This is a genomic window from Lebetimonas sp. JS138 (assembly GCF_000523335.1).
GTDB lineage: Bacteria > Campylobacterota > Campylobacteria > Campylobacterales > Nautiliaceae > Lebetimonas.
Genome location: NZ_ATHT01000001.1, coordinates 40,779 through 64,345, shown reverse-complemented (window position 1 = coordinate 64,345; position 23,567 = coordinate 40,779). Strand labels below are relative to the sequence as shown.

General features: G+C 30.2%; 23 protein-coding genes. 22 read left to right on the top strand and 1 reads right to left on the bottom strand.

The features are described from left to right. On the bottom strand, positions 1–1,440 hold the full coding sequence (locus tag DZ67_RS0100320) for a peptidylprolyl isomerase (RefSeq protein WP_024788982.1): 1,440 nt from the start codon (positions 1,438–1,440) through the stop codon (positions 1–3). Positions 1,441–1,501: 61 nt separating this feature from the next. Between DZ67_RS0100320 and bioA the strand changes: the two genes are divergently transcribed. The 22 genes from bioA (at position 1,502) to DZ67_RS10175 (ending at position 23,464) form a co-directional block, all read left to right on the top strand. Next, positions 1,502–2,956 (top strand): adenosylmethionine--8-amino-7-oxononanoate transaminase, encoded by a 1,455-nt coding sequence (gene bioA / locus DZ67_RS0100315; RefSeq protein WP_024788981.1) that lies wholly within the window; start codon positions 1,502–1,504, stop codon positions 2,954–2,956. Positions 2,957–3,078: 122 nt separating this feature from the next. Further along, on the top strand, positions 3,079–3,765 hold the full coding sequence (locus DZ67_RS09590) for a GGDEF domain-containing protein (protein ID WP_024788980.1): 687 nt from the start codon (positions 3,079–3,081) through the stop codon (positions 3,763–3,765). A 97-nt stretch (positions 3,766–3,862) separates the two neighbouring features. Continuing rightward, entirely contained in the window at positions 3,863–5,389 is a 1,527-nt protein-coding gene (locus DZ67_RS0100305) for a hypothetical protein (RefSeq protein ID WP_236619992.1), read from the top strand. A gap of 34 nt (positions 5,390–5,423) precedes the next feature. Next, entirely contained in the window at positions 5,424–6,302 is an 879-nt protein-coding gene (gene htpX, locus DZ67_RS0100300; RefSeq protein ID WP_024788978.1) for a protease HtpX, read from the top strand. Positions 6,303–6,398: 96 nt separating this feature from the next. Beyond that, positions 6,399–6,839 carry a Spy/CpxP family protein refolding chaperone gene (locus DZ67_RS09585; RefSeq protein ID WP_024788977.1) on the top strand — a complete coding sequence of 147 codons (441 nt, stop codon included), beginning with the start codon at positions 6,399–6,401 and terminating at the stop codon, positions 6,837–6,839. Then, positions 6,836–7,495, top strand: coding sequence for a response regulator transcription factor (locus DZ67_RS0100290; RefSeq protein ID WP_024791661.1), 660 nt, complete (start codon positions 6,836–6,838; stop codon positions 7,493–7,495). Before DZ67_RS09585 ends, DZ67_RS0100290 begins: the two co-directional genes overlap by 4 nt. Further along, positions 7,492–8,571 carry an ArsS family sensor histidine kinase gene (locus DZ67_RS10615; protein WP_024788975.1) on the top strand — a complete coding sequence of 360 codons (1,080 nt, stop codon included), beginning with the start codon at positions 7,492–7,494 and terminating at the stop codon, positions 8,569–8,571. The genes DZ67_RS0100290 and DZ67_RS10615 overlap by 4 nt, the downstream gene beginning before the upstream one ends. Before the next feature lie 69 nt (positions 8,572–8,640). After that, entirely contained in the window at positions 8,641–9,201 is a 561-nt protein-coding gene (locus DZ67_RS0100280) for an undecaprenyl-diphosphatase (RefSeq protein WP_024788974.1), read from the top strand. 124 nt (positions 9,202–9,325) lie between these two features. Beyond that, positions 9,326–9,700, top strand: a complete 375-nt coding sequence (locus DZ67_RS0100275) for a hypothetical protein (RefSeq protein WP_024786715.1) — start codon at positions 9,326–9,328, stop codon at positions 9,698–9,700. Further along, positions 9,688–10,284 carry a DedA family protein gene (locus tag DZ67_RS0100270; RefSeq protein ID WP_024786714.1) on the top strand — a complete coding sequence of 199 codons (597 nt, stop codon included), beginning with the start codon at positions 9,688–9,690 and terminating at the stop codon, positions 10,282–10,284. The genes DZ67_RS0100275 and DZ67_RS0100270 overlap by 13 nt, the downstream gene beginning before the upstream one ends. Further along, complete coding sequence (locus tag DZ67_RS0100265; RefSeq protein ID WP_024786713.1) at positions 10,265–10,918, top strand: response regulator transcription factor; 654 nt, start codon at positions 10,265–10,267, stop codon at positions 10,916–10,918. Before DZ67_RS0100270 ends, DZ67_RS0100265 begins: the two co-directional genes overlap by 20 nt. Then, complete coding sequence (locus DZ67_RS0100260; RefSeq protein WP_024788973.1) at positions 10,908–12,182, top strand: HAMP domain-containing sensor histidine kinase; 1,275 nt, start codon at positions 10,908–10,910, stop codon at positions 12,180–12,182. The genes DZ67_RS0100265 and DZ67_RS0100260 overlap by 11 nt, the downstream gene beginning before the upstream one ends. A gap of 112 nt (positions 12,183–12,294) precedes the next feature. Continuing rightward, the gene (locus tag DZ67_RS0100255; protein WP_201767402.1) at positions 12,295–13,479 is read left to right on the top strand and encodes a TDT family transporter; all 1,185 of its coding nucleotides are present in this window, start codon (positions 12,295–12,297) and stop codon (positions 13,477–13,479) included. Positions 13,480–13,492: 13 nt separating this feature from the next. Beyond that, positions 13,493–13,825 carry a DsrE family protein gene (locus DZ67_RS0100250; RefSeq protein WP_162147141.1) on the top strand — a complete coding sequence of 111 codons (333 nt, stop codon included), beginning with the start codon at positions 13,493–13,495 and terminating at the stop codon, positions 13,823–13,825. Positions 13,826–13,840: 15 nt separating this feature from the next. After that, positions 13,841–14,608, top strand: coding sequence for a sulfite exporter TauE/SafE family protein (locus DZ67_RS0100245; protein WP_024788972.1), 768 nt, complete (start codon positions 13,841–13,843; stop codon positions 14,606–14,608). A gap of 153 nt (positions 14,609–14,761) precedes the next feature. Further along, the gene (locus DZ67_RS09580) at positions 14,762–15,238 is read left to right on the top strand and encodes a response regulator (protein ID WP_201767401.1); all 477 of its coding nucleotides are present in this window, start codon (positions 14,762–14,764) and stop codon (positions 15,236–15,238) included. A 37-nt stretch (positions 15,239–15,275) separates the two neighbouring features. Continuing rightward, complete coding sequence (locus DZ67_RS10660; protein WP_201767400.1) at positions 15,276–15,458, top strand: helix-turn-helix domain-containing protein; 183 nt, start codon at positions 15,276–15,278, stop codon at positions 15,456–15,458. 133 nt (positions 15,459–15,591) lie between these two features. Continuing rightward, positions 15,592–17,145 carry a cache domain-containing protein gene (locus DZ67_RS10180; RefSeq protein WP_024786708.1) on the top strand — a complete coding sequence of 518 codons (1,554 nt, stop codon included), beginning with the start codon at positions 15,592–15,594 and terminating at the stop codon, positions 17,143–17,145. 75 nt (positions 17,146–17,220) lie between these two features. After that, positions 17,221–18,021 carry a sulfate reduction electron transfer complex DsrMKJOP subunit DsrO gene (dsrO, locus tag DZ67_RS0100230; protein ID WP_024786707.1) on the top strand — a complete coding sequence of 267 codons (801 nt, stop codon included), beginning with the start codon at positions 17,221–17,223 and terminating at the stop codon, positions 18,019–18,021. Between the two features lies 1 nt (position 18,022). Then, positions 18,023–19,189 (top strand): NrfD/PsrC family molybdoenzyme membrane anchor subunit, encoded by a 1,167-nt coding sequence (gene nrfD, locus DZ67_RS0100225; RefSeq protein ID WP_024786706.1) that lies wholly within the window; start codon positions 18,023–18,025, stop codon positions 19,187–19,189. Continuing rightward, positions 19,182–22,214 (top strand): molybdopterin dinucleotide binding domain-containing protein, encoded by a 3,033-nt coding sequence (locus DZ67_RS0100220; RefSeq protein WP_024786705.1) that lies wholly within the window; start codon positions 19,182–19,184, stop codon positions 22,212–22,214. Before nrfD ends, DZ67_RS0100220 begins: the two co-directional genes overlap by 8 nt. Before the next feature lie 2 nt (positions 22,215–22,216). Then, on the top strand, positions 22,217–23,464 hold the full coding sequence (locus DZ67_RS10175; protein WP_024786704.1) for an OprD family outer membrane porin: 1,248 nt from the start codon (positions 22,217–22,219) through the stop codon (positions 23,462–23,464). Positions 23,465–23,567: the final 103 nt, after the last annotated feature.

Here is a 23,567-nt window from a genome sequence, read left to right as displayed (position 1 = left end):
TTATTTTACATAGCTTTTTATATGATATTTTTGCATTAATTCGTTAATTAAATCCTGAATAGCCTGAGTGTTAATCAGATTATCCGCGAATATTTTAACCTGTGCTTTGTTTTTTTCAAATTTAATTTTATCCAGCAACTTTTGTTCCAAAATTTTATAAACAACTGCTTTTTTAGGATTTTGGGACGGTATTAAAAAATATCCTTCAGGCTTTTTTGATAAAAAGAGATTAAATAAAAATTCTGTAGCTTCAGTAGGTTTTAAACCTTTTATTTTAACGGCATCGTATTTTGTAACATATCCTATATTCCTGCCTTTAAAGTTTTTAAGTCTGTTTTTAGCTGTTTGAAGAAGTGCTTTTTTTGTTTTTATGTTCAATAATTCTTTTAAAACATAAGCTCTTGCTTTTATATACGGCATAGGGGAGGGTTTTATTTCTTCTATTAATAAAGCGCTGATATAAAAACTATTTTTTATAAACGGTTTTAAATATCCTGTTTTAATAAGTTCCTGCATTTTTTGCGGGGGAATTAAATTATTATTTATGCCCAATGTGTATAATTTATAATTGTTTGCCCCTTCTTTAAGTTTTTTATAAGCCAATATAGCTTCTCTTTTGGATTTTTGGGCCAAAAGTGCCTGTTTGACCTGGCTTTTTGCTTTTTCAAACGGCAATATTTCACCTTTTTCGTTTTTAAAATCATTTTTGTTGTTTTTATAATAATCTTTTAATTCTTTTTCGCTGACTTCGCCGGTGATAGGCGTTTTGACTATTGCAATTTTATACATTGGGGGTGTTTTGTATTTGTCTTTGTTTTTTTTCCAAAAAGCTCTTAACTCATCTTCACTTATATCCACTTTTATATTATTTTTATTTATTATTTGTATTGAAATATTGTCTGCATTATAAAGTGCGCTTGCGAGTGTCAGCAGTTCTGTATCTGAAGGTTTTAAATGTAATGCACTCATAAGCTTTCGGATTAAAAGTTTTTTTCTCAAATTATTTTCAAATTCTTTTGCTTTCAATCCGTTAATTTGAAGATATTTTTTATAAGTGTTGGTGTTTTTGAAGGTATCAATTATCGCTTTTGCCACTTCTTCATCTGTTACATAAAGTCCCAGATTTTTTGCATACGCCCTCAGAATTCCCTGCTCAAGCGCCATTTTAAAAGCCTGCTGTTTCAGACCCAATTTTTCGGCTGTTGCATCATCAAGTTTTCCCCCAAGCTGTTTATTTAAATCCATAAAAAGATTATTGTAAATTTCCTGGACATCCTGAATGTTAACTTTGGTATTTCCGTTTATTTCCGCAACCGTAGAAGATTTTGAGCTTAAATTAAACTGTCCCCATCCTACAAATCCGGCCCCTATAAAAGCAATGGTGGCTATCCAGATGGTAATTACCAGCCATTTTCTGTGTGTCTGCATCCATTCAATCATTAACTGCCTTTTGTTTTTTGATATTATAATAAAAAAAAACATCCGAAAAAAGGGATTTTTAATGAAAAACAGAGAAATTATGAAAAAAGACTTAAAATACAACTGGCATCCGTGCACTCAAATGAAAGATCACGAATTTTTGCCGTTAATACCGATAAAAAAAGGTGAGGGTGTTTATTTGGAGGATTTCGAAGGAAACAGATATATTGACGCCATAAGCAGCTGGTGGGTTAATCTTTTTGGCCACAGCAATAATTATATTAACAAAAAAATTCAAAAACAGCTTGAAACGCTTGAACATGTAATTTTTGCAGGATTTACCCATCCCCAGGCCATAAGGCTCAGCGAAAGGCTTTGCAAACTGAGTGGGTTTGATAAGGTTTTTTATGCCGATAACGGAAGCTCTGCCGTGGAGGTTGCCATAAAAATGAGCTTTCATTACTGGAAAAACAGAGGTAAAACCAGACCTCTTTTTTTCTCTCTTGAGAATTCCTATCACGGTGAGACAATAGGAGCTTTAAGTGTGGGTGATGTGGGTCTTTACAAAGACACATATAAAGAAATTTTAATAAAAAACATGACTGTTCCGATTCCGAAAGACAAAAGCGAAGAGGAAACTAAAAAAGCTTTAGATAAAACCAGAATAATTTTTGAAAAATATCATAAAAAAGTAAGTGCATTAATAATAGAGCCTCTTATACAGTGTGCGGGTTATATGAAAATGCATTCTCCTTCTTTTGTAAAAGGGCTTAAAAAACTGTGTGAAGAATTTAATATTCATTTTATTGCCGATGAAATTGCCGTTGGGTTTGGTAGAAGCGGGAGCATGTTTGCCTGTGAGCAGGCCGGAATAAAGCCAGATTTTATGTGCTTAAGCAAGGGGCTTACAGGTGGCTATCTGCCTTTAAGCGTTGTACTTACTACAGATGAGATATACTCCGCATTTTACTGTGATTATAAAGAACTAAAAGCATTTTTACATTCGCATTCATATACTGCCAATGCCCTCGGGTGTGCGGCCGCCAATGCAACACTCGATATATTTGAGAACGGAAAGTGGATTGAAAGTAATGGAGAATGGGAACTTATAATGAAAAATGAAAAATGGAAAATGGAAAATGAGCTTTGCTCATCTGGCTACTTGAAGAGTTGCCATGATGAAAAATGGGAATTTGATGTTAAAAGTGAAAAGTGTAAAGTGAAAAATGAAAATTTGAGTATTTTAGAATACAATGAAATGATAAGCAAATATATATGGGATAGAATGCAGGAATTTAAAAAATTAAAAAATGTAAAAGAAATCCGTCAGACCGGGATGATTGGCGCAATAGAAATGATTGATTATCCATGGGAGAGGAGAATGGGCCTTAAAGTATATGAATACGGGTTAAAAAACGGAGTTTTACTTAGACCTCTTGGAAATGTAATATATTTTATGCCGCCTTATGTTATAAAAAAAGATGAAATCGATAAAATGATAGATATTGCTTTTGAAGGTATAAAAAATTTAGAGTAATATTATTATGTTAAAATAAGTCTTTGATATTATTTTTATAAACTTTAATTTTTAATATTAGTTTAATTTTAATATGGTATTAATAATTTTGTTCTATGAAAAAGAGGGGGCTTAAATTTTCAATGTATTTCAATATAAAATTATCTGAATATAGAATTATTGCCGAACACTTTTTTTTAATTACTGTTTTATTAATAAACGCTTTTGTTTTTACACAGAATAGAATTTCTTTTTTTATACAATTATCTGTTGTGTTTATTATTATAATTCATCATTTTATAGGCTTGAAATTCACTAAGCAACTTTCCGGTCTTGCCCATTATGATATGTTAACAATGTTGCCTAATAGGTATAAATTTATGTATGATGTGGAAAAATTGTTTTCCGTTGCTAAAAGAGAAAAATTATCATTCGCTTTAATTTTTTTTGATTTAGACGGTTTTAAAAATATTAATGACACTTTTGGGCATAAATATGGTGATGAAATATTAAAAAAAGTTGCTGATATTGTAAAACAGACCTTTTTACGATCAAACGATGCATACTGCAGATTGGGAGGGGATGAATTTCTGATTTTTACAATACCGTCTAATTTTGAAAATTTTGAAAAATTTTTAAATATTCTTTTAGAAAAAATCAATAATATTAAGATAAAAGATAATTTTAAAATAGGAGTAAGTATAGGAGCCGTTTATGTAAGGGAACCTGCAAAAAATTTAAAACTTGAAAATTTTATTAAAACTGCGGATAAAATTATGTACGAGGTCAAAAAAACAGGCAAAAACGGTTATCTGATTAAAATTATTTGATTACAAATATTTAAGCACTTTAAAATCTCTTATATCACCTTTAATTACATTAACCATATGTTGCCTTTTTTATTATAATTATAGTCAAAAAAGGCTAATGTTGATAAATATAAAAGATGCAATAAAAAAATCCATTTTAAATCCTATAAAGCATTTTAAAATTAAATATTTACCTCTACTTATGGTCTATTTTGCATACGGAGCAAGCGGTATAAGCGGGGTTGCCGAGACCTTCTGGGTAAAAGAACAGCTGCATCTTTCAGCTGCCGCTTTAATTTCCCTTGGTGTTTGGCTAAGTGTCCCCTGGACTATAAAAATGGTTTTCGGGCAACTTGTAGACAGTATTCCGATATTCGGTTCACAAAGAAGAGCTTATGTGTATATAGGTGCTGGATTTATAGCAGCAGGAACGATTTTGCTAATAGGACTTGCTGGAAATCATTCCTGGGCACAATTCAGCTCTAAAGACAATGTTTATATTATAGCTTCATTTTTAAGTGTTATAGGATTTGTCCTTCAGGATGTTGTGGCGGATACAATGAGCACCGAGGTTGTGGACAGAAACCAGCCTGAAGAAAAAGTGGAGGAAGAGCTCGCATATGTTCAGATTTTAGGAAGACTTGCAATATCTTTGGCTGCAGTTTTGGTGGCAGGCTTAAGCGGATGGATTGCCGAGATTCTTCCTTATGAAAAAGTGTTTGAAATTGCTCTTTTAATACCTTTAATTTCGGTTACAGGAGTTACATTGGTCAAACTTGATGTTGCAAAACCGAGTCCAATTAACTGTAAAATTTTGTGCGGAGGGCTCATTTTTGCGGTGTTTGTTGTTTTAATGGGATATGCTGAATATCAAAAATGGGATAATAAAATATTGGCTTTTCTTTTTAAACATTCCCAGGATATTATTTTTATTGTAAGTTTGGCTGTTATAAGTTATATGCTGAGTCTGGTTTTAAAAGATATAAATGAAATAAAAAGAAAATTTATTATAAAAACGGCAATTGTTATTTTTATTTACCGTGCAATGCCGAGTGTCGGTCCGGGGCTTCAGTGGTGGGAAATAGATGTATTGCATTTTAATAAAGCGTTTTTCGGTACACTTGCCCAAATAGGTGCAATACTTTCAATATTGGGAATGTGGCTTTTCAGCGATTTTATAGCAAAAAAACCTGCCCATTACACGCTTTTGTGGCTTACAATTGTAACCACCATACTGTTTTTACCTATAATCGGACTTTATTATGGAATTCCCCAAGCAATGGGATTGGCTCCAAAAACTGTTGCAATTATAGATACCGCTGTTGAATCTCCGTTTGATCAGCTTAGTATGATACCCCTTTTGACACTGATTGCAATACATGCACCCGAAGGGAAAAGGGCTACATGGTTTGCGCTTATGGCAAGTCTTATGAATTTAGCTTTAACGGCTGGGGGAATACTCACGAAGTATTTGAATCAAATTTTTATAATCAGCAGACAGATTGTCCAAAACGGGAAAATAATTGTTCCTCAGGATTATTCGCAGCTTGGAATTTTAATGATAATAGTAACAGTTTTAAATGTTACAATTCCTACAGTTACTATCTATTATTTGATGATTAGAAAATCATCCAAAATTAACTGAATTTTTGTATAATTTAAAAAATTAAGGAGGAGAAATGGCAATTTTAATGCTTATTATTATGAACCTTGCCGTTATGGCTTCAATATATTTAACAATATTTATCATAGAAGCTGTTTTTCACATCAGGTTAGACCCAGGAACTGTGAGCGGACTTGCAGTTTTGGCGGTAATTGTTGGATTTAGCGGCAGTATAATTTCACTAATGCTATCTAAATGGCTTGCAAAAATGAGTGCGGGTGTCAGGGTTATTGAAACTCCTTCAAATGAAGCTGAAAAGTGGCTTGTTGACACCGTTGCAAAACTTGCAGGGAACGCCGGTATTCCTATGCCGGAAGTCGGGATATTTGATGGTCCTCCGAATGCGTTTGCAACAGGCCCTTCTAAAAGCAATGCACTTGTAGCTGTTTCAACAAGCCTTTTTGATATGCTGGACACAAAAGAAATTGAAGGCGTATTAGCACATGAAATAAATCACATCAAAAACGGGGATATGATAACAATGACATTAGTCCAGGGTGTGTTGAATTCGATTGTGTTTTTTATTTCACGCCTGATAGCAAATATTGTTGCACCGAAAGATGAGGAAGGAAATGTAAATCCTTTTACATATATGGCAATTTCATTTGCACTTGAGATGGTTTTAAGCATATTTGCCACAATAATCGCCATGTGGTTTAGCAGATACAGGGAATATAAAGCCGATGCCGGGGCAGTAAAAATAGACGGGCCGGAGGGAATTTATTATGCCTTAGCAAAACTTGGAGAGATTCCAAAAGAAAAAATTGCGCTTCCTGCTGAAATGAAAGCATTTGGAATTGTGGGATTTATGGAATTATTTGCTTCTCATCCTCCAATTGAGAAAAGGCTTGAGAATATAAAAAGGGTGGCAAGGGAATTAGGATATAACGTATAATTTTTCTCTTGTTTACTTTCATTTACTTTCTATTTATTTTTTATTTACTTTAAAGGGTTATAATTTTTTTGCAAAAAAAATAAAAAGGAGTTTTCAATGAAAACAAAAAAACTAATTTCAGTGTTGGCAGTAGCTTTAATTACCTCATCAGCTTTTGCATTTGGACCTCAAAGTATGCAAAATCAAATGCAACCGATGCCTCCAAAGCATAATATAAAAGACGGTAAAAAACATAAAAGAGGCAATTCTGTTATAGCAATGGTTATGAAACTCGATTTATCAAAAGAGCAAAGAATGAAAATAAGAGATATTATAAAAAATGCAAGATGCAACAGTGAAAATGTAAGTGATGCATTTACAAAAACATCTTTTAATAAAAGCAAATTTATTCAGATTTTGGAAAACAGAAGAGAAAATGCCATAAAACGCCAGGCAGAACTTATTGAAAAAATTTATAACGTGTTAAACGATAATCAAAAAGAGCAGTTAAAACTGATGCTTGAAATGAGAAAATTAAAACAGTGCAGATTAAAATGATAAATGTTTTAATGATAGAAGATGACCCTGAATTTGCAGAATTTTTAGGGGAGCTTTTAGAAAAATACAATATTAAAATAACAAATTACCAAGACCCTTATATGGGCCTTGTTACTAATTTTTCAAATTATGATTTAGTGATTTTGGATTTGACTCTTCCCGGAATTGACGGTTTGGAAGTTTGTAAAGAAATAAGGAAAAAAAGCAATATTCCTATAATTATTTCAAGTGCAAGAAGCGATGTTGCCGATAAAGTTTTGGGGCTGGAGAGAGGGGCTGATTATTATCTTCCAAAACCGTACGACCCAAAAGAAATGTATGCTGTTATCATGAGTCTTTTAAGAAGAAACAAAAAGAAAGAAATTATTAAAAAAAGTTTGTTTGATTACGATGAAAAAAAACAGGTTGTAAAATTTAAAGATAAAATACTGAATTTAACATATGCGGAATATGAAGTATTACTCGTTTTAATTAAAAACAAAAACACCACACTCTCAAGAGAATATATCATTGAAAATTGTGAAACTTTAAACGACCTTTACGGTAAAAGCCTGGATGTAATTATCGGAAGACTTAGAAAAAAATTAAATGACAATGCAAAAAATCCCAAATATATCTTTTCAATAAGAGGTATGGGATACAGGCTTAGCGAATGAAAATTAATCTTTCTTTAGAAAATAAATTACGTATTTTTTTTATAATAATTTTAATTGTTATATCAACAGGCTTTTTTTTTATTCAAAAAGAGATAAAGCATAAAAACTATATAAAAACTATCAGGCAATATACACCTATAATAAGATATATACACAAGAATAGATTAAATTATAAAGAAAGTTTGGAATTATTGAATAGTATTGGATTTAAACAGGTAAAAAATTGTAGAAAATTTTTAAAAAAATATAATTTTAAAATTCACAGAAGAAATTTTAATCTCTTTTTTTATAAAGATAAAATTTATCTTTTTATTAGAACACCTTTTTTTGAAATTTGTGTACAAAAACCTTCTAATATACGAAAAACGGGTTATTTTTTATATGCGGTTTTTTTTATGTTTTTAATTATATTAATTTTTATATATTTTTTAATAATTAAAAATATAAGAGAAAAAGAGTTATTGCTTAATTCGCGCAATCTGTTTTTGAGAACAATAATGCATGAGCTTAAAACCCCTATTGCAAAAGGAAAAATAGTAAGTGAGTTGGTAAATGATGAAAAACAAAAAAAACGTTTAATTAAAATATTTGACAAATTAAATTATTTAATTAACGATTTTGCAAAAGCGGAACAGGTTATTTCAAAAAATTATCATTTAAATAAAACTACTTTTACATTAAAAGAGCTATCAGAAAAAGCTTTTTCTGTATATCTACTTGAAAAAAAAGAGATTGAAAATATAACAGTTTCAATAGATGAGAATACTAAAATAAAAGGAGATATAGAACTTTTGTCTTTGGCTTTAAAGAATCTTATTGATAACGGTTTAAAATATTCAAAAGACCATAAAATAATTATTAAACAGGTTAAAAACCGGCTATTGTTTATTTCAAAAGGGAATAGACTTCCAAAACCTTTAAAAAGTTATTTTAATCCCTTTCATAATGATATAAAAACGCATAATCACGGAATGGGGTTAGGGTTGTATATAGTTTTTTCAATTTTGAAGTTTCATAATATGAAATTAGATTACAGATATGAAGATGGACAAAATATTTTTATTATAGAGTTTTAGTTATGAATTAAAATATATTTTCATTCTTTTTTCATTTTCCCCATTATAATTCCTTAAAAAGGGAATATAATGGGGCTTAATAAAGAATGGTTTTTAGATATTAATTCTTTAGCGGGATATAATCATCTGTTAGATGAAATTATGATTTTAAGTGCTAAAACAACACCATTTATTTTTGCAATTATTTTAATTTATCTATGGTTTAGTAAAAGAAAAAATGAATCATTATTTGCTTTTTATTCCGCAATGATGGGACTTTTACTTAATCAAATAATTACTCTTATTTATTTTCATCCAAGACCTTTTATGGTTCATATAGGAACGCTGCTAATTCATCATAAGCCAGAAAACTCTTTTCCATCAGACCATGCAACACTAACTTTTTCAATTGCATTTATGCTTTTGATGTTCAAATCTACAAGAATTATAGGAATTTTTGCGTTTTTATTGGCTCTTCTTTGTGGAATTGCAAGGGTGTATGTTGGTGTTCACTGGCCTTTTGATATAATTGGAGGATTTTTCGTTGGATTAATTTCTGCAATAATAATTTATTCATTAAAAGAAAAATTGCAGAAATTAAATGACATTGCTATTTTTATATGGAATAAAATTTTAGGAGTTAAAAATTAAGAAAATAAAAAAGTTTTTAGAATATCTTTTTTTCTTTTTATGGTTTTTATTTGAAGAAGTAGTTGTAAATTCGGCAAAAAAGCTTCTTTTATTTATAAAAAATTTTCATTTTTATGAAAGAATAATGCGATTTATTGAAAACAGCAATGATTTGGTTTTGCTTTTTTCTTTTGTATTTATAGTAATTCTTGCTGAAACCTCGGCTACAATAGGTGTTTTTTTAGCTGCCAAGGGCTTTGTAATTACAGGAAGTCTGTTTTATATTTTAAAAATAATTATTTATATTCCGAGTGTTGATATTTTTAAAAGAAATAAAGACAGGCTTATGAAATATAAAATTATTCAGTTTGGATATTTTCTGTATGAAAAGATAGAAAAAAATCCTCTGTTTTTAGAATTAAAAGAAAAATTCAAACAGCTTAAAGAAAAAATTGCTTTTTTTATAAAACCTTATAAAGAAAAATTTAAAAGTTTTTGGAGGAAAATGTGGAAGCAATAGTTCATTTTTTAGTTACAACCATCGGAAATTGGGGATATATTGGAATTTTTATATTAATGTTTTTAGAGAGCTCTTTTTTTCCCTTTCCAAGTGAAGTTGTTATGATACCTGCCGGGTATCTGGCTTACAAGGGGGATATGAATCTGTTTTTGGTTATTATTTCAGGAGTTTTAGGCTCGCTCAGCGGAGCGTGGTTTAATTATTTATTGGCAAGTAAGTTTGGCAGAAAATTTTTAGAAAAATTCATAAGCAAAGAAAAACTAAATAAACTTGATTATTTTTTTGAAAAACACGGTCATATTTCCACTTTTTCCGGAAGACTGATACCGGGTGTGAGGCAGTATATTTCTTTTCCTGCAGGACTTGCTAATATGAACGGAATTATTTTTAGTTTTTTTACAGCACTAGGAAGTCTTATTTGGATTTTGGTTTTAGTGGGACTTGGATATTTTATAGGTCAAAACCAGGAGCTTATTCATAAATATTTAAGAGAAATCACTGCCATTACACTGGTAATATTAGCAGTAATTATTTTTATTTATTATAAATATCAAAAGGCTAAAAATGAAAATTCTTTTGGTTGAAGATGATGAAAAAATTGTTTCTTTTTTAAAAAGGGGGCTTGAAGAAGAAGGTAAAAAAGTAGATTTTGCCCTTGACGGGGAAGAAGGGGAATATTTGGCAGAAATTAATAATTATGATTTGATTATTATAGACTGGATGTTGCCTAAAATGTCAGGAATTGAAATAATTGAGCATTTGAGAAAAGAAAAAATAAATACCCCGATTTTAATGCTTACTGCTAAAGGTGAACTCAGTGATAAAATAAAAGGTTTTAAAAGCGGGGCAGATGATTATTTAACAAAGCCTTTTGAATTTGAAGAATTATTAGTCAGAATAGAAGCACTTATCAGAAGAAATTTAAAAACATATCAAAATATATTAAAAATTAAAGATTTGGAAATAGATTTAAATACTAAGGAAGTTAAAAAAGACAATAAAATTATTAAGCTTACCGCAAAAGAGTATGAACTTCTTTTATTTATGATAAAAAACAAAAATGCTTATATATCAAATGAAAAAATAAAAGATGAACTATGGAGAGAAAAAGAATATATTGATAATAATGTAATTGCCGTTACAATGTATCATCTTAGAAAAAAAGTAGGGGATATTATCAAAAATTACAGAGGTTTAGGATACAGGCTTGAAGTTTAATTCTTTAAAAATAAAAATACTGTTATGGTTTGGGGCAGTTTTAATTATTATTATTTTTATTTTCAGCTTTTTGGCTGTATATTTTTTTAATAAATCCATTAAAGAATCAATTAAAAACAGGCTTTATAAAGAAGCAGTTTATATTGAAAATCACTTAAAAAATTTTTCTTATAACGAAAAGCTTACAAATCTTGAAGTTTTAATTTATCAAAATAACAAAATTATTTTTAAAAGCAAAAATTTTGATAAAAATATTGATTTTAATAAAACTTTTCAAGTTATAGATGAGGGAGAAAAATTAAGAGCTGTTTTTGTCTATAAAAACGGTGAGGATAAAATTATTTTAATAAAAAAGAATATTATTGATAAAGTTGAAAATTTAGAAGATACACTTTTAGTATTAGACCCTCTTTTAATTATAATTCTTTTGTTTTTTGCAAATAAAATGATTAATAAAATATTAGAGCCCGTTGAAAAAACAACCGAACTTGCAAAAAAAATCACTATTCAAAATTTAAATGAAACTCTGCCTATACCTAAAAATTATACAGAACTTCAAAATTTAGCCCTTGCGTTCAATGAAATGATAAAAAGATTAAATGAAGGAGCTAAAAAAATAGAAAGGTTTAATTCCGACGTTTCACATGAACTTAAAACTCCTTTGACAATAATAAAAGGTGAAATTGATTTAGCTTTAAGAAAAGAAAGAAATATTGATTATTATAAAAATGCATTAAAAAAAATAAATAATGAAATTTCAAATTTGCAAAAAATAATAAATTCGTTACTTTTACTTACAAAAAATTTAAATAATCAAAATAATAAGTTAATAGAACTTGATGATGTGTTATTGCAGGTATTAGAAAGATTTGAGGGTAAATTAAAAGAGAAAAATTTAAAACTTCATATTGAAAATTTTGAAAAAGTGCTTTTTACGGGTGATAAAAATTTAATATATGTAGTTTTTTCAAACCTTATAGAAAATGCAATTAAATATACACCTGAAAATAAAAATATTTATGTATCTTTATACCAAGATTCAAACATTCATTTTATTGTTGAAGATGAAGGAATAGGCATAAAAAAAGAAGAAATTTCAAAAATAACAGATGAATTTTACAGAATTGAAAAAAGCAGAAACAAAAAAACAGAAGGTTTTGGACTCGGGCTTTCGATTGTCAAAAAAATTGTTGAATTTTATAACGGAAAAATTATTATCAGCTCTGAAGTAAATAAAGACACCAAAGTAGAGGTTGTTTTTTAAAATATAAAATTAAAATATCTTATTTATTAAAAACAATAATTTTTTCATTAAATTTAATTAATTTTACTAATTATTAAATTTTATATATTATTACAAAAAAAAGGATATGAAAATGAATTTAAAACCTTTACAAAATAAAGGCTTATCAGAAGTAATTAGAGACTTCACACCAAACTGGTTTACTCTTAATATGGGTACCGGTATTGCTTTTTTGACATTACATAATATAAATACAAATATATTTTACGGCCAAACACAAATTGGTATTGGATTTTGGATAGTCGATATTCTTTTCTTTTTACTGTTTTCATTTTTAATGATTGCCAGGATAATTTTATATCCTGAAGCTATTGCTCTTATGTTAAAGCACCCCGTTCAATCTATGTTTTTAGGAGCTATACCTATGGCATTAGTCCCAATATTAGAAGGATTTGCTATATTTGGTCCACCAATAATGGGTGATAAAGCTTTGGATATAGCATTATATTTATGGTGGATTGATGTTATTTTAGCAGTAGGTGTAGGATGGTTAGTGCCTTATTTAATGTTTACAGTTCAAAAAGAACATAAATTGGAAAATATGACAGCTGTATGGCTTTTACCAATTGTAGCTTCTGAAGTTACCGCATCTGCAGGTGGAATGTTGGCTCCATATTTTCCAAATTCTATGGGTGAGACTATGCTTATATTAAGTTACATTTTATGGACGTTTTCTGTGCCATTGGCATTTTCAATATTGGTGATTTTATTTTTAAGGCTTGCAACTCATAAACTTCCTGATAAAGCAATGGCTGTTACCAGCTGGCTGACGTTGGGACCATTAGGAACAGGTGCACTTGGATTGCTTTTGCTTGGAAACAGTGCTAAAAGTGCATTAGCTGGTACAGGCTTAGAAGGAATATCTTCATTTTTATACGATTTTGGATTAATTATGGGATTGTTAATATGGGGATATGCATTATGGTGGTTTTTTATGGCTTGGTTTATAACATTAAAGTTTTTCAAAGAAGGACTGCCTTTTAATATGGGATGGTGGGGATTTACTTTCCCGGTAGGAGTTTTTACAGCGTCAACTTTTCAACTTTGGAAAGAAACAGGCATAAATGCATTTGAATATTTCGGAATGCTTTTAAGCGTACAGTTAATGGTGTTTTGGTTAATTATATTTGTAAAAACTATAAAAGGAATGTGGAGCGGATATCTATTCCATGCTCCTTGTTTATCTCCTGAAACAGGATTGCCAAAAGAAGAAGAGGAGTGTAAAAAGTTTGAACAAAATAAAAAAAAATATACATAAAAAGGATAATACTATGAAACAAGAAAAATGGGTAATGCAATTATTGGAACCGAGTCATTATGTGCATTTATTCAATATGTTACATGCAAATATGGAAGAAGTTGATATTAAGGTTGTAGTTGTTGGCGGGGCAGTGTTACCTGCATTTGCACACGGGCATTTAAAAGAAAAAATTGAAGAATTTGCAGCTAAGGGAGTAGATTTTAATTTTTGTATAAACAGTATGCATTTACTCGGATTAGATAGTAAAGATTTGCCTGAAGGGACATCAATTGCAAGTGAAGGCGGACTACAAGCCATTAATGCTTATAGAAAAGCCGGTTATACTTATTTTGTAGTGGCATAAAATCAAGAAATCTTTATGACTGATATTATTTTAGCATTAATAGGAGGTTTAATCTCAGGAGTTGCTTTAGGTTTAACAGGTGGAGGAGGGTCTATAATTGCTGTTCCTTTACTTGTATATTTAGTAGGGGAAGATATTCATTTAGCCATTATTACTTCGCTTATAGCTGTAGGTATAACCTCTCTTATCGCTTCTTTTTCTTATATTAAAGAGTTTCTTGTAAATTTTAAAATAGCATTTTTAATGGCAACACCAGGAATTATCAGTATATATCTTGGTTCATTGGCAAATAAAGTTCTAAAAGGACCTGATCTTTTAATTAGTTTTGCAATATTAATGATTTTTATAGGTTTTAAAATGACCAAACCAAAAAATCAAAAGATAAATAAAAAAACAACAGGAATTGATTATAAAAAGATATTAATTCTTGGTTTTATAACCGGTTTTGCCAGTGGTTTTTTTGGTGTAGGAGGAGGATTTTTACTTGTACCGGCATTATATATGGGAGCTAATTTAAAAATAAAAGAAGCTATTGCAACTTCATTGTTTATTATATTTTTGTTTGGAGTTTTTGGATTATTAAGTTATTTAATTCAAGGCAGAGAAATTGATTATAATATAAGTGCAGTTTTTGCAATAGGAGGTGCTTTAGGCGGATTTATCGGTGCATATTTTGCTAAAAAAATCAATCAGAATAGATTGCGTTTTATTTTTGCAGTTTTTACAATTATTATGGGTATAGGAATTTTTATTGAGAATATTATAAAGCTAACAAACATCTAAGTTTTATTTAATGTTTTATAAAAAAATATTAATTTTACTTAATGATTTATTGTACAGAAGAAGATGTTTTTTAGTAAAGAAATACAGAAGTTCTTTATTAAATTTTATGTATAATTATATCAAAAATAAAATTATACATTAGAGGGCTAAAAGATGAAAATAAATAATATTGACATATTAAATATATTGTCTGATAAAAAAGTTTTATATGCGGAAGATGAAGATGGAATACGAAATAAAGTTATTGATATTTTAGAGATATTTTTTGAAAGGGTGGTAGCTGTTTGTAATGGCAAAGAAGCTGTCGAGGAAATGAGTTTTGGAAATTATGATGTTTTAATATTTGATATTTGTATGCCAAATATGGATGGATTAGATGCTGTTAAAGAAATAAGAAAAAAAATAAAAAAAATTCCTGTCATTATATTATCTGCTCATACTGAACAAAATTATTTGTGGAGAGCAATTGAACTTAAAATTACAAAATTTTTAATAAAACCTTTCGATAAAAATAATTTCTTAAAAGCATTGGAAAAAGTAGCTTTAGAACTAGTTGATTACAATATGAACATAAAATTAAAAAATGGCTGTATTTATAATCCTGCAAAAAAAAACAGTATCTTATGGTAATAAAAACATAAACTTATCTAAAAAAGAAAGCAGACTTTTGGAGTTTTTGATTCAAAATGCAAATAAAGTTGTGTCTTTTGATGAAATTTCCAATTATGTTTGGGAATATGAATATCCAAGCAAAGAAGCTGTCAAATCTCTTGTTAAAGAGATTAGAAGAAAGATAGGTTCCCAAAATATAAAAAATATATACAGCATAGGATATATATTTGAAATTTAAAAATTTATCAAGCTCCGTATCGGTAAAAACAAAAACCATTATACTTGTCCTGTTCGTTATCATTACCCTGTCCGTCATATTTTTTTCCATACGATATATAGATATAAAGAATTTTGCCAAAGCCAACCAGCAAATGGAGCTTAAAAAAGTAACGCACGTTTATAATGAAATATTAAAAAGAGTAAGAAAGTTTTATACGACAAGAGGATATGCCAACATAAATTCTTACGGGATAAAAAAAGCATTTGAAAAAAAAGATATAAAAGCGTTGCATGATTTAAGTCTTCCAAGATGGAAAATTATAACAAAAGAGAACAGATACTTAACAACTTTTGCTTTTTATGATAATAATGGAAAACTTTTGACATATTTTGGTCAAAAAGCACAGTTAAAACTTCCTTATATCAAAGGTAAAAAATTTCCATATGACGGCTTTTGGTATGGGGAGGGAAAGTTTTTTTATCATACCGTGTCTGAGGCAAGAGATAAAAACTCCAATATAATAGGATATGTTGTTTTTGTAATAGATCCCAGATATTTTCTATCTCAAATTAGAAAACTTATAGATATGGATGCATATATATATTATGACGGTTACGGGCAAAACCTCATTTTTTCATTACATGGAAACGATTATGTTAAAAAATTGATAAAAAATAAGAAACTATCCAATTTTAAAGAGATTAAGTTTAAAAAGAGAGATTATCTGACTTATATCATTAAAGGAAGAGGTATAAATAAAAAAAATGATTTTAAGATCATTTTTTTTCAGGATATTTCCAATTGGAGAATGATATTAAATAAAGCGATTTTACAAGGTGTTATAGGAATAATATTATTTATTATAGTTACTGCTGTAGTTATAAATTATGGTTTTGATATCATTTTAAGGCAACTCGATGAAGTAAATACAAAACTTGTAAATAGTCAAAAAGAGTTGCAAAAGTTAAATAAAAATTTACAGATTAGAGTGGAAAAGGAGATAAAAGAGAGGCTAAAAAAAGAGAGAGAAGTAAATGAAAAAGAGAGAATATTACTTCATCAAAGTAAATTAGCCAGTATGGGTGAAATGATAGGAAATATAGCTCACCAATGGAGGCAGCCTTTAACTGAACTGTCTTTAATTCTAATAAGTATGGAACTTCATTCTGAAAGAAACAATCTTACAAAAGAAAAATTTAAGTTAAAAATACAAGAAGCAAATGAAGCAATTGCATTTATGTCTAAAACAATAGATGATTTTAGAAATTTTTTTGTATCAAATCTTATAGAAAAAATAAAAAAACTTATAATAGCTTCACTGAAAAATAATAATATTAAGCTTGATATAGAAATAAAAGATGATTTTACATTAAACGGTTATCCAAATGAAATGGCTCAAGCGGTTTTAAATATCATTGTTAATGCTAAAGATGTAATTGTTCAAAGAGGTATACGAAATGGTAAAATACATGTAAAAACTTTCACAGAAAATTCAAACAAAATAATTCTTATTTCGGATAACGCAGGAGGAATAAAAGTTATTCCTATAGATAAAATTTTTGAACCATACTTTAGTACAAAGCACGCTAAAAGCGGTATTGGTATAGGATTATATATGACAAAGACTATTATTGAGAAAAACAATAATGGAAAACTTGAAGTTAAAAATGAAGATAAGGGAGCAGTTTTTACTATAATTTTTTAATAATGATTTAATTTTTCCCCCTGTTTTCCCCCTTTTTTGTTTTATAATTGTTTGAATTCTTAAAAAGGAGTAAATATGCCTAAAGAAAAATCAAGAAGGGATTTTATTAAAAAAGGAATTGCTTCAACAGCGGTTGCTATGGTAGCAGCATCTGACGCAAATGCTTTTTCTTTAAAAATCCCTGGTAGAGATAAAGATGACCCAAAATATATTGGTCAAAAAGGTAAACATTTTGTAATGGTTATAGATCTTAGAAAATGCATAGGTTGTCAAGCTTGTACAGCAGCATGTATGGTGGAAAATCAAGTTCCTAAAGGACAGCATAGAACGTATGTTCCCGAGATGGAGATTGGAGAATTTCCAGATGTTAGGAAAGGATTTTTGCCTCAACTATGTAATCATTGCGATGAGCCTTCTTGTGTAAGTGTTTGCCCAACAGGAGCAACATTTAAACGAGAAGATGGAATTGTTGTCGTTGATAATACTGTTTGTTGGGGGTGCGGATACTGTGTAGAAGCTTGTCCTTATGATAAACGATTTATCAATACAGAGACAAAAGTAGTAGATAAATGTAATTTTTGTGCACAAAGAGTTGATAAAGGGCTATTACCGGCATGTGTTGAAACATGTGTGGGGGGAGCAAGAATTTTTGGTGATTTGAATGATAAAAATTCAGAAGTTTCAAAGCTTTTTAATACTTATTCACACGATGTTTTAAAACCTGAACAAGGCAATAAACCCCAGGTGTTTTATATTGGTTTGGATGATCGACTTGTAGAAGTTTTGGATGCGACGCCTGTCCTTGATGATTGGGTGCGTTCTAAATTAAAAATTTTAGAAAAAGAATGGGTTATTTATCCAGAAAAAGGAGTGTAAAATGGAAACACAAATAATAACCACATTAGCTTCAGTTACTCCTGACAGAGCTTGGGGGTTTGATATTCCTAACTATTTTTGGTTTACGAGTACTTCAGCCGCTGCTTTTATTATTTTTAGCTTGGCTATTGTATTTGGTATAAAAAAGTATCGTCCCATTGCCGGATTTTCATTGTTGATAGCATTTGCATTTATTGTGGCGGCTCCATTGAATCTTATTGATGATTTAAAGCAACCCGGCCGTTTGATAAATTTTTTCCTTTATGGATGGGGACACTTTCCTACATCACCAATGAAATGGGGAGTATTGATACTTATGTCTTATACTGGACTCATTATTTTAACAATACTGACATTTTATCGTCCATATTTTCTTAAAAGAATGGAAAACTCTGGTGCAGCAGGCAGAATGTTTTATAAAATTTTAACTTTGGGCAGAGTTTCACAAAACATAGATAATAAGGATAATAAGATTTTATATTTTCTTGCTGCTGCGGGTATTCCATTAGCTATGGCTTTGGAAATTTATACCGGCTATATTATAGGAGTTGTTCATGCTGTTCCATTATGGCATACGCCATTGATGCCTGTTTTATTTCTTACTTCTGCGCTGGTAGAAGGTATAGGCGTTTTGATTATTTTGTTAATAATTTTTCAAAAATTCTTTTCAGAGAAAATGAAAGTTGACAGAAAGATGATCGAAAGTCTTGCCAACCTTTTAGCCTGGTTTATTTTAATAGAACTTCTTGTACACGTATTTTGGTTAAGTTTTGCAATGCCGTTTAATGGATCAAACAAATATATACTTTTTAAATATTTTGATTTACATTTAAGCAAGGTAGTTGGCGAATATATTATATGTTATATTATACCTGCAATTATAGGATTAACTTTATTAAGAAAGTCACTATTTTTAGTTTCATTAGCAGCAATTGCTTCAGCTGTTGGAGGATGGATGTTTAGGGAAACTTTAGTCATAGGAGGACAAGAGCTACCAAAAACAGTGCCCGGATTTATGGAGTATATATCTCCAGTTTTTGGACCGGATAGCATAATGTCAGTTGCATCAAATTTTGCATTTGTTATTGCAGCGATTTCAATATTTGCAGTGATTTTTCCATGGGATGAAGAAATGAGAGATAGTTATAAAGGAGTGCAAAATGGATAAAAAAAGAAGAAATTTTTTAATTGGAACATCTGCTGTAGCAGCTTCTGCTTCTATTGTGGGCTATAAAAAGACTTTAAAACAAGCTGTGACAATGTCAACGGATGGTGAAAAAGCAAAAGATCCTATTTATGGAAATTCTTACAAGCCAGAGTACAGTTATGTAAATGATCAGTTCGTGCCTAATGATGATTTTAAAATCTGTCCCACGACTTGTATAGGTTGTGTAACTCAGTGCGGTGTTAGAGTAAAAATAGATAAAAAAACTGATAAAGTACTCAGAGTTTTTGGCAACCCTTATAATCTTCTCTCAAGTGATCCTTGGTTACCGTATAATACAAGTATAAAAGAAAGTTATGAAATATTGTCCCAAAATGGTAAATTTGAAAAATATAGATCCAATGTATGCGCCAGAGGTAATGCAGTCTTTGATAAAATAGATGATAAATTTAGAGTTTTAAAACCCTTAAAAAGAGTTGGAAAAAGGGGTGAAAACAAATGGAAAGAGATTGAAATTGAGCAACTTATAGATGAAATAGTAAATGGTGGTAATCTTTTTGGAGAAGGACATGTGAAGGGATTGAAAGATGTAAGAGACATTAAAACTCCTATCAATCCTGATGAGCCTGTATTTGGACCCAAATCAAACGGGTTATGTTTTATTGGCACTACTCATGAAGGAAGATTTAAAGTAGTTGTAAATAGATTTTTAAAATCTTTCGGTACCTGTAATTGGGCGGGTCATGGTGCAACTTGCGGTTTATCCATGAGAGCCGGAGAAGCAGCATATCTTGGTAATTTTAAAAAATATCCACATTTAAAGCCTGATTTTGAAAATACCGAGTATCTGCTTAGTATTGGAACACCTCCGGGGCAAGCAGGCAATCCTTTTAAAAGACAAGGTAAGCTTTTAGCTCGTGCTAGAAGTGAAGGCAATATAGACTATACTATAGTATCTCCGATGCAAGGCAATAGTGATATGATATCAGCCGGAACAAGAAGTCATTGGATACCTATAAAGCCCGGAACTGATTTGGCATTTGTAATGGGAGTTTTACAAATTATTATAAATAATAAAATGTATAATAAAAAATATCTATCTATGCCTTCAGCAAAAGCTATGAAAGCATTGAATGATGTTTCCTGGACAAATGCTGCACATTTAATAATTCAAGATAAAGATGGGTTTGGAAAAATACTAAAAGATGGCAAAATTCCTTTGGTTTTAGATGCAACTGACAATACTTTAAAATCTTCAAATGATGTGATTCAGGCAGTGCTTGATTTTAAAGGCAGTGTTGAATACAAAGGAAAAACATACAGTGTAAGAACTTCTTTTAATGAGTTAAAAGAAAATGTAAATGAATTAAGTTTGCAAGAGTATTCCAAAGAGTGCGGAGTTAGTATAGAAACTATGCAGGAAGTAGCGAAAAAACTTGTTACTCATGGCAGAAAAGCAAGTGTTGACTGTCATGGAGGCACAATGCATACTACAGGTTTTTATACAGCTTATGCTGTAATGTTGTTAGGTGCAATGGTGGGAAGCTTAAACTATAAAGGCGGAATGAGTGCAGGCGGAGGAGCTTATAAAGATTTTATAGGTAAAAAATATAATCTTTTTGCATATAAAGGAAAACCGAATATAAAAGCTACAAGAATAGATAGAGCAAGAATGTCATATGAAAAAACAAATGAGTATAAAAATAAATTAGCCAAAGGTGAAAATCCATATCCTGCAAAAGGGAATTGGTTTCCATTTACAAGCCAGCTTTCACATCATATATTAAATAATAGTGCCGAAGGTTATCCTTATAAGTTGGATGTATTAATAACTAATAGTTCTGACTTTTTATATGGGACAAGTGGTTCAGAAAGTAAAATGAAAGAGCTTTTAGCTGATCCAAAAAAATCTATTCCTCTTTTTATTGCAGTTGACCCATTTATAAATGACACATCCAAATATGCTGATTATATCGTGCCGGATTCTGTCCTTTATGAGACTTGGGGAATTGTGCATGTATGGAATGGTTATTTAACTAAATGTAATACGTTGAGGTTTCCTGTTGTAAAGCCAAAACAAGCTACTTTTAAAAACGGGGAACCAATAGAAATGATTAGCTTTATGATAGCTCTTGGTAAAAAGTTAAAACTTCCCGGTTTTGGAGAAAAAGCCATAAAAGGAAATGATGGTAACTGGTATCCGTTAAATAAAGCTGAGGATATATATTTAAGGGCGTTTGAAAATATTGCAATGGATGGTACACCAGTACCAGATGCAACTGATGAGGATATAAAGCTCAGTGGTATAGAAGATTATGTCCCTTCACTTAAAAGAATCTGTGGAAAAAACTGGAGAAAAACAGCATATGTGATGGCTAGAGGGGGAAGATATGAAGATGTAGAAGACAGTTATAAAGGTGAATTTCTCGCTCATCAATATAAAAAACCTGTACAAATATATAATGAAACAGTTGGTACTACAAGAAATTCACTAACAGGTGAAAGATATAGCGGAACTATCAAATTTTTTAAGCAAAGACAAGTTGGGGGAAAAACATATGACGAAATATATCCTAAAGACAAGTATCCGTTAACAGCTTTTTCTTTTAAATCAAATGTGTTGGCAACTCCTGATGCAAACAGCAATAATCTGGCCGAAATAAGATTTACAACATATATAGATCTAAATCCAAAAACTGCCAAAGAGTTTGGTCTGAATCTTGGTGATTTGGTAGAAGTTGCATCAGAATATGGAAAAGTAAAGGGATATCTGAGATACAGAAATGGGGTAATGCCTGGATGCATAGGTGTTGAACATGGCCTTGGAAGAGATGCTAGCGGAGCTGAAAATATTGTTATAAATGGCAAAACGATAAAAGCTATAATAAGAAGAAAAAGCGGTGTAGACATAAACAAGATTGGTCTTTTAGATCCGACTGCTGGTATGCAAACTGCAAGCGACTTTGTATGCGGTTCAAATGCAAGACATGCGATTCCAGTAAAAATAAAAAAAGTAAAAGGAGTATAAAAATGAAATTAAAAAATATAAGTTTAAGCTTAGTGGTTTTGGCAACATTGGCTATGAGTGCAAATGCGGGAGACTCTTTAAGTGATGCGTTTAAAAATGGAAAAATTAAAGGCCAGTTAAAAGCTATAAATTATAATGTAGATAAAGGCTCAAAAGGTAAAGAAAGTATTTTGAGTCTTGGTGTTATGCTAAATTATGTAACTGGTGATTTTTATGGATTTAGTGCCGGCTTTAGATTTCAAAGCAGTGATTCCCCTTGGGCTAGCTCAGAAGCAAAAAACTTTTATAAGGCAGATCTTTATGGTCCGGGAGCTGTCTTGGAAGAGGCTTATTTGAAATATAAATATAAAAAAAGTTCGCTTAAAATAGGAAGACAATTTATTCAAACTCCTCTTCTTGCAGGTAACGGTTCAAGAATAATCCACGAATCTTTTGAAGGTTATACTGCTACTACAAAAGAGTTGCCGAAAACTAAAATATTTGTCGGTTACGTTGATAAATATTTAACAAGAACAAACTTTAAAGGTGCAAATGGGGGAGGTGTAGGTAAATTCGATAAAAAGATTTTTATGTACGGAGCAAAATATAAGTATACTTTGGGTGATGGTATATGGACTGCATTAGTACAAAATCAAACTATAAAAGGTTTAAAACTAACAGGACAATATTTAAAAATAAAAAATGCAACCATAGCCAAAACAGGTGATAATATGGGTGATATCTCCGTAGCTCTTGCTCAAGCTGAATATAAATTTAAAGCAGCCGGTCTTGGTATGCTTGCAGGAATCCAATACGGCTCAAGTAATGTTGACAATGATAACAGTGTAAGTGGAGATCTTTTAGGATTTAAATTGGCGACAAAATACAATGGTTTTATTACAAGTTTAGGCTATACGATAGCCAATAAGGACAAAGGTATGGTCTCAGGTGTAGGTATTTCATCAAATTGGGCATACGCAGGTGACATCATAGGTCTTGAAAATTATCAAAAAGATGTAAATGCTTTATCTTTAAATTTAAAATATAAATTTGCTAAAAAAATAATGCTTTTGGGAAGATATACTGATTACATGGTAGGTTCAAACGGAACATTAAACGGTGGAAAAGATCTAAATGCTTATGATTTAATTGCTTCATATAAATTTAAAAATGTTCTAAAAGGTCTTGGAGTAAAATTCCACTTTGAAGATGTTGAATATGATAAAAATCCAGTTAAAAACTATAGATTATATTTGACTTATAATTTCTAAAACTTTCCGATTGTCTGTTTTTATGATATTAAAAGCAGACAATCAACTTCATACTAATAGCATTCATTATAATAATTTCTTGCTCTGGGGCTTTTAAATTTTT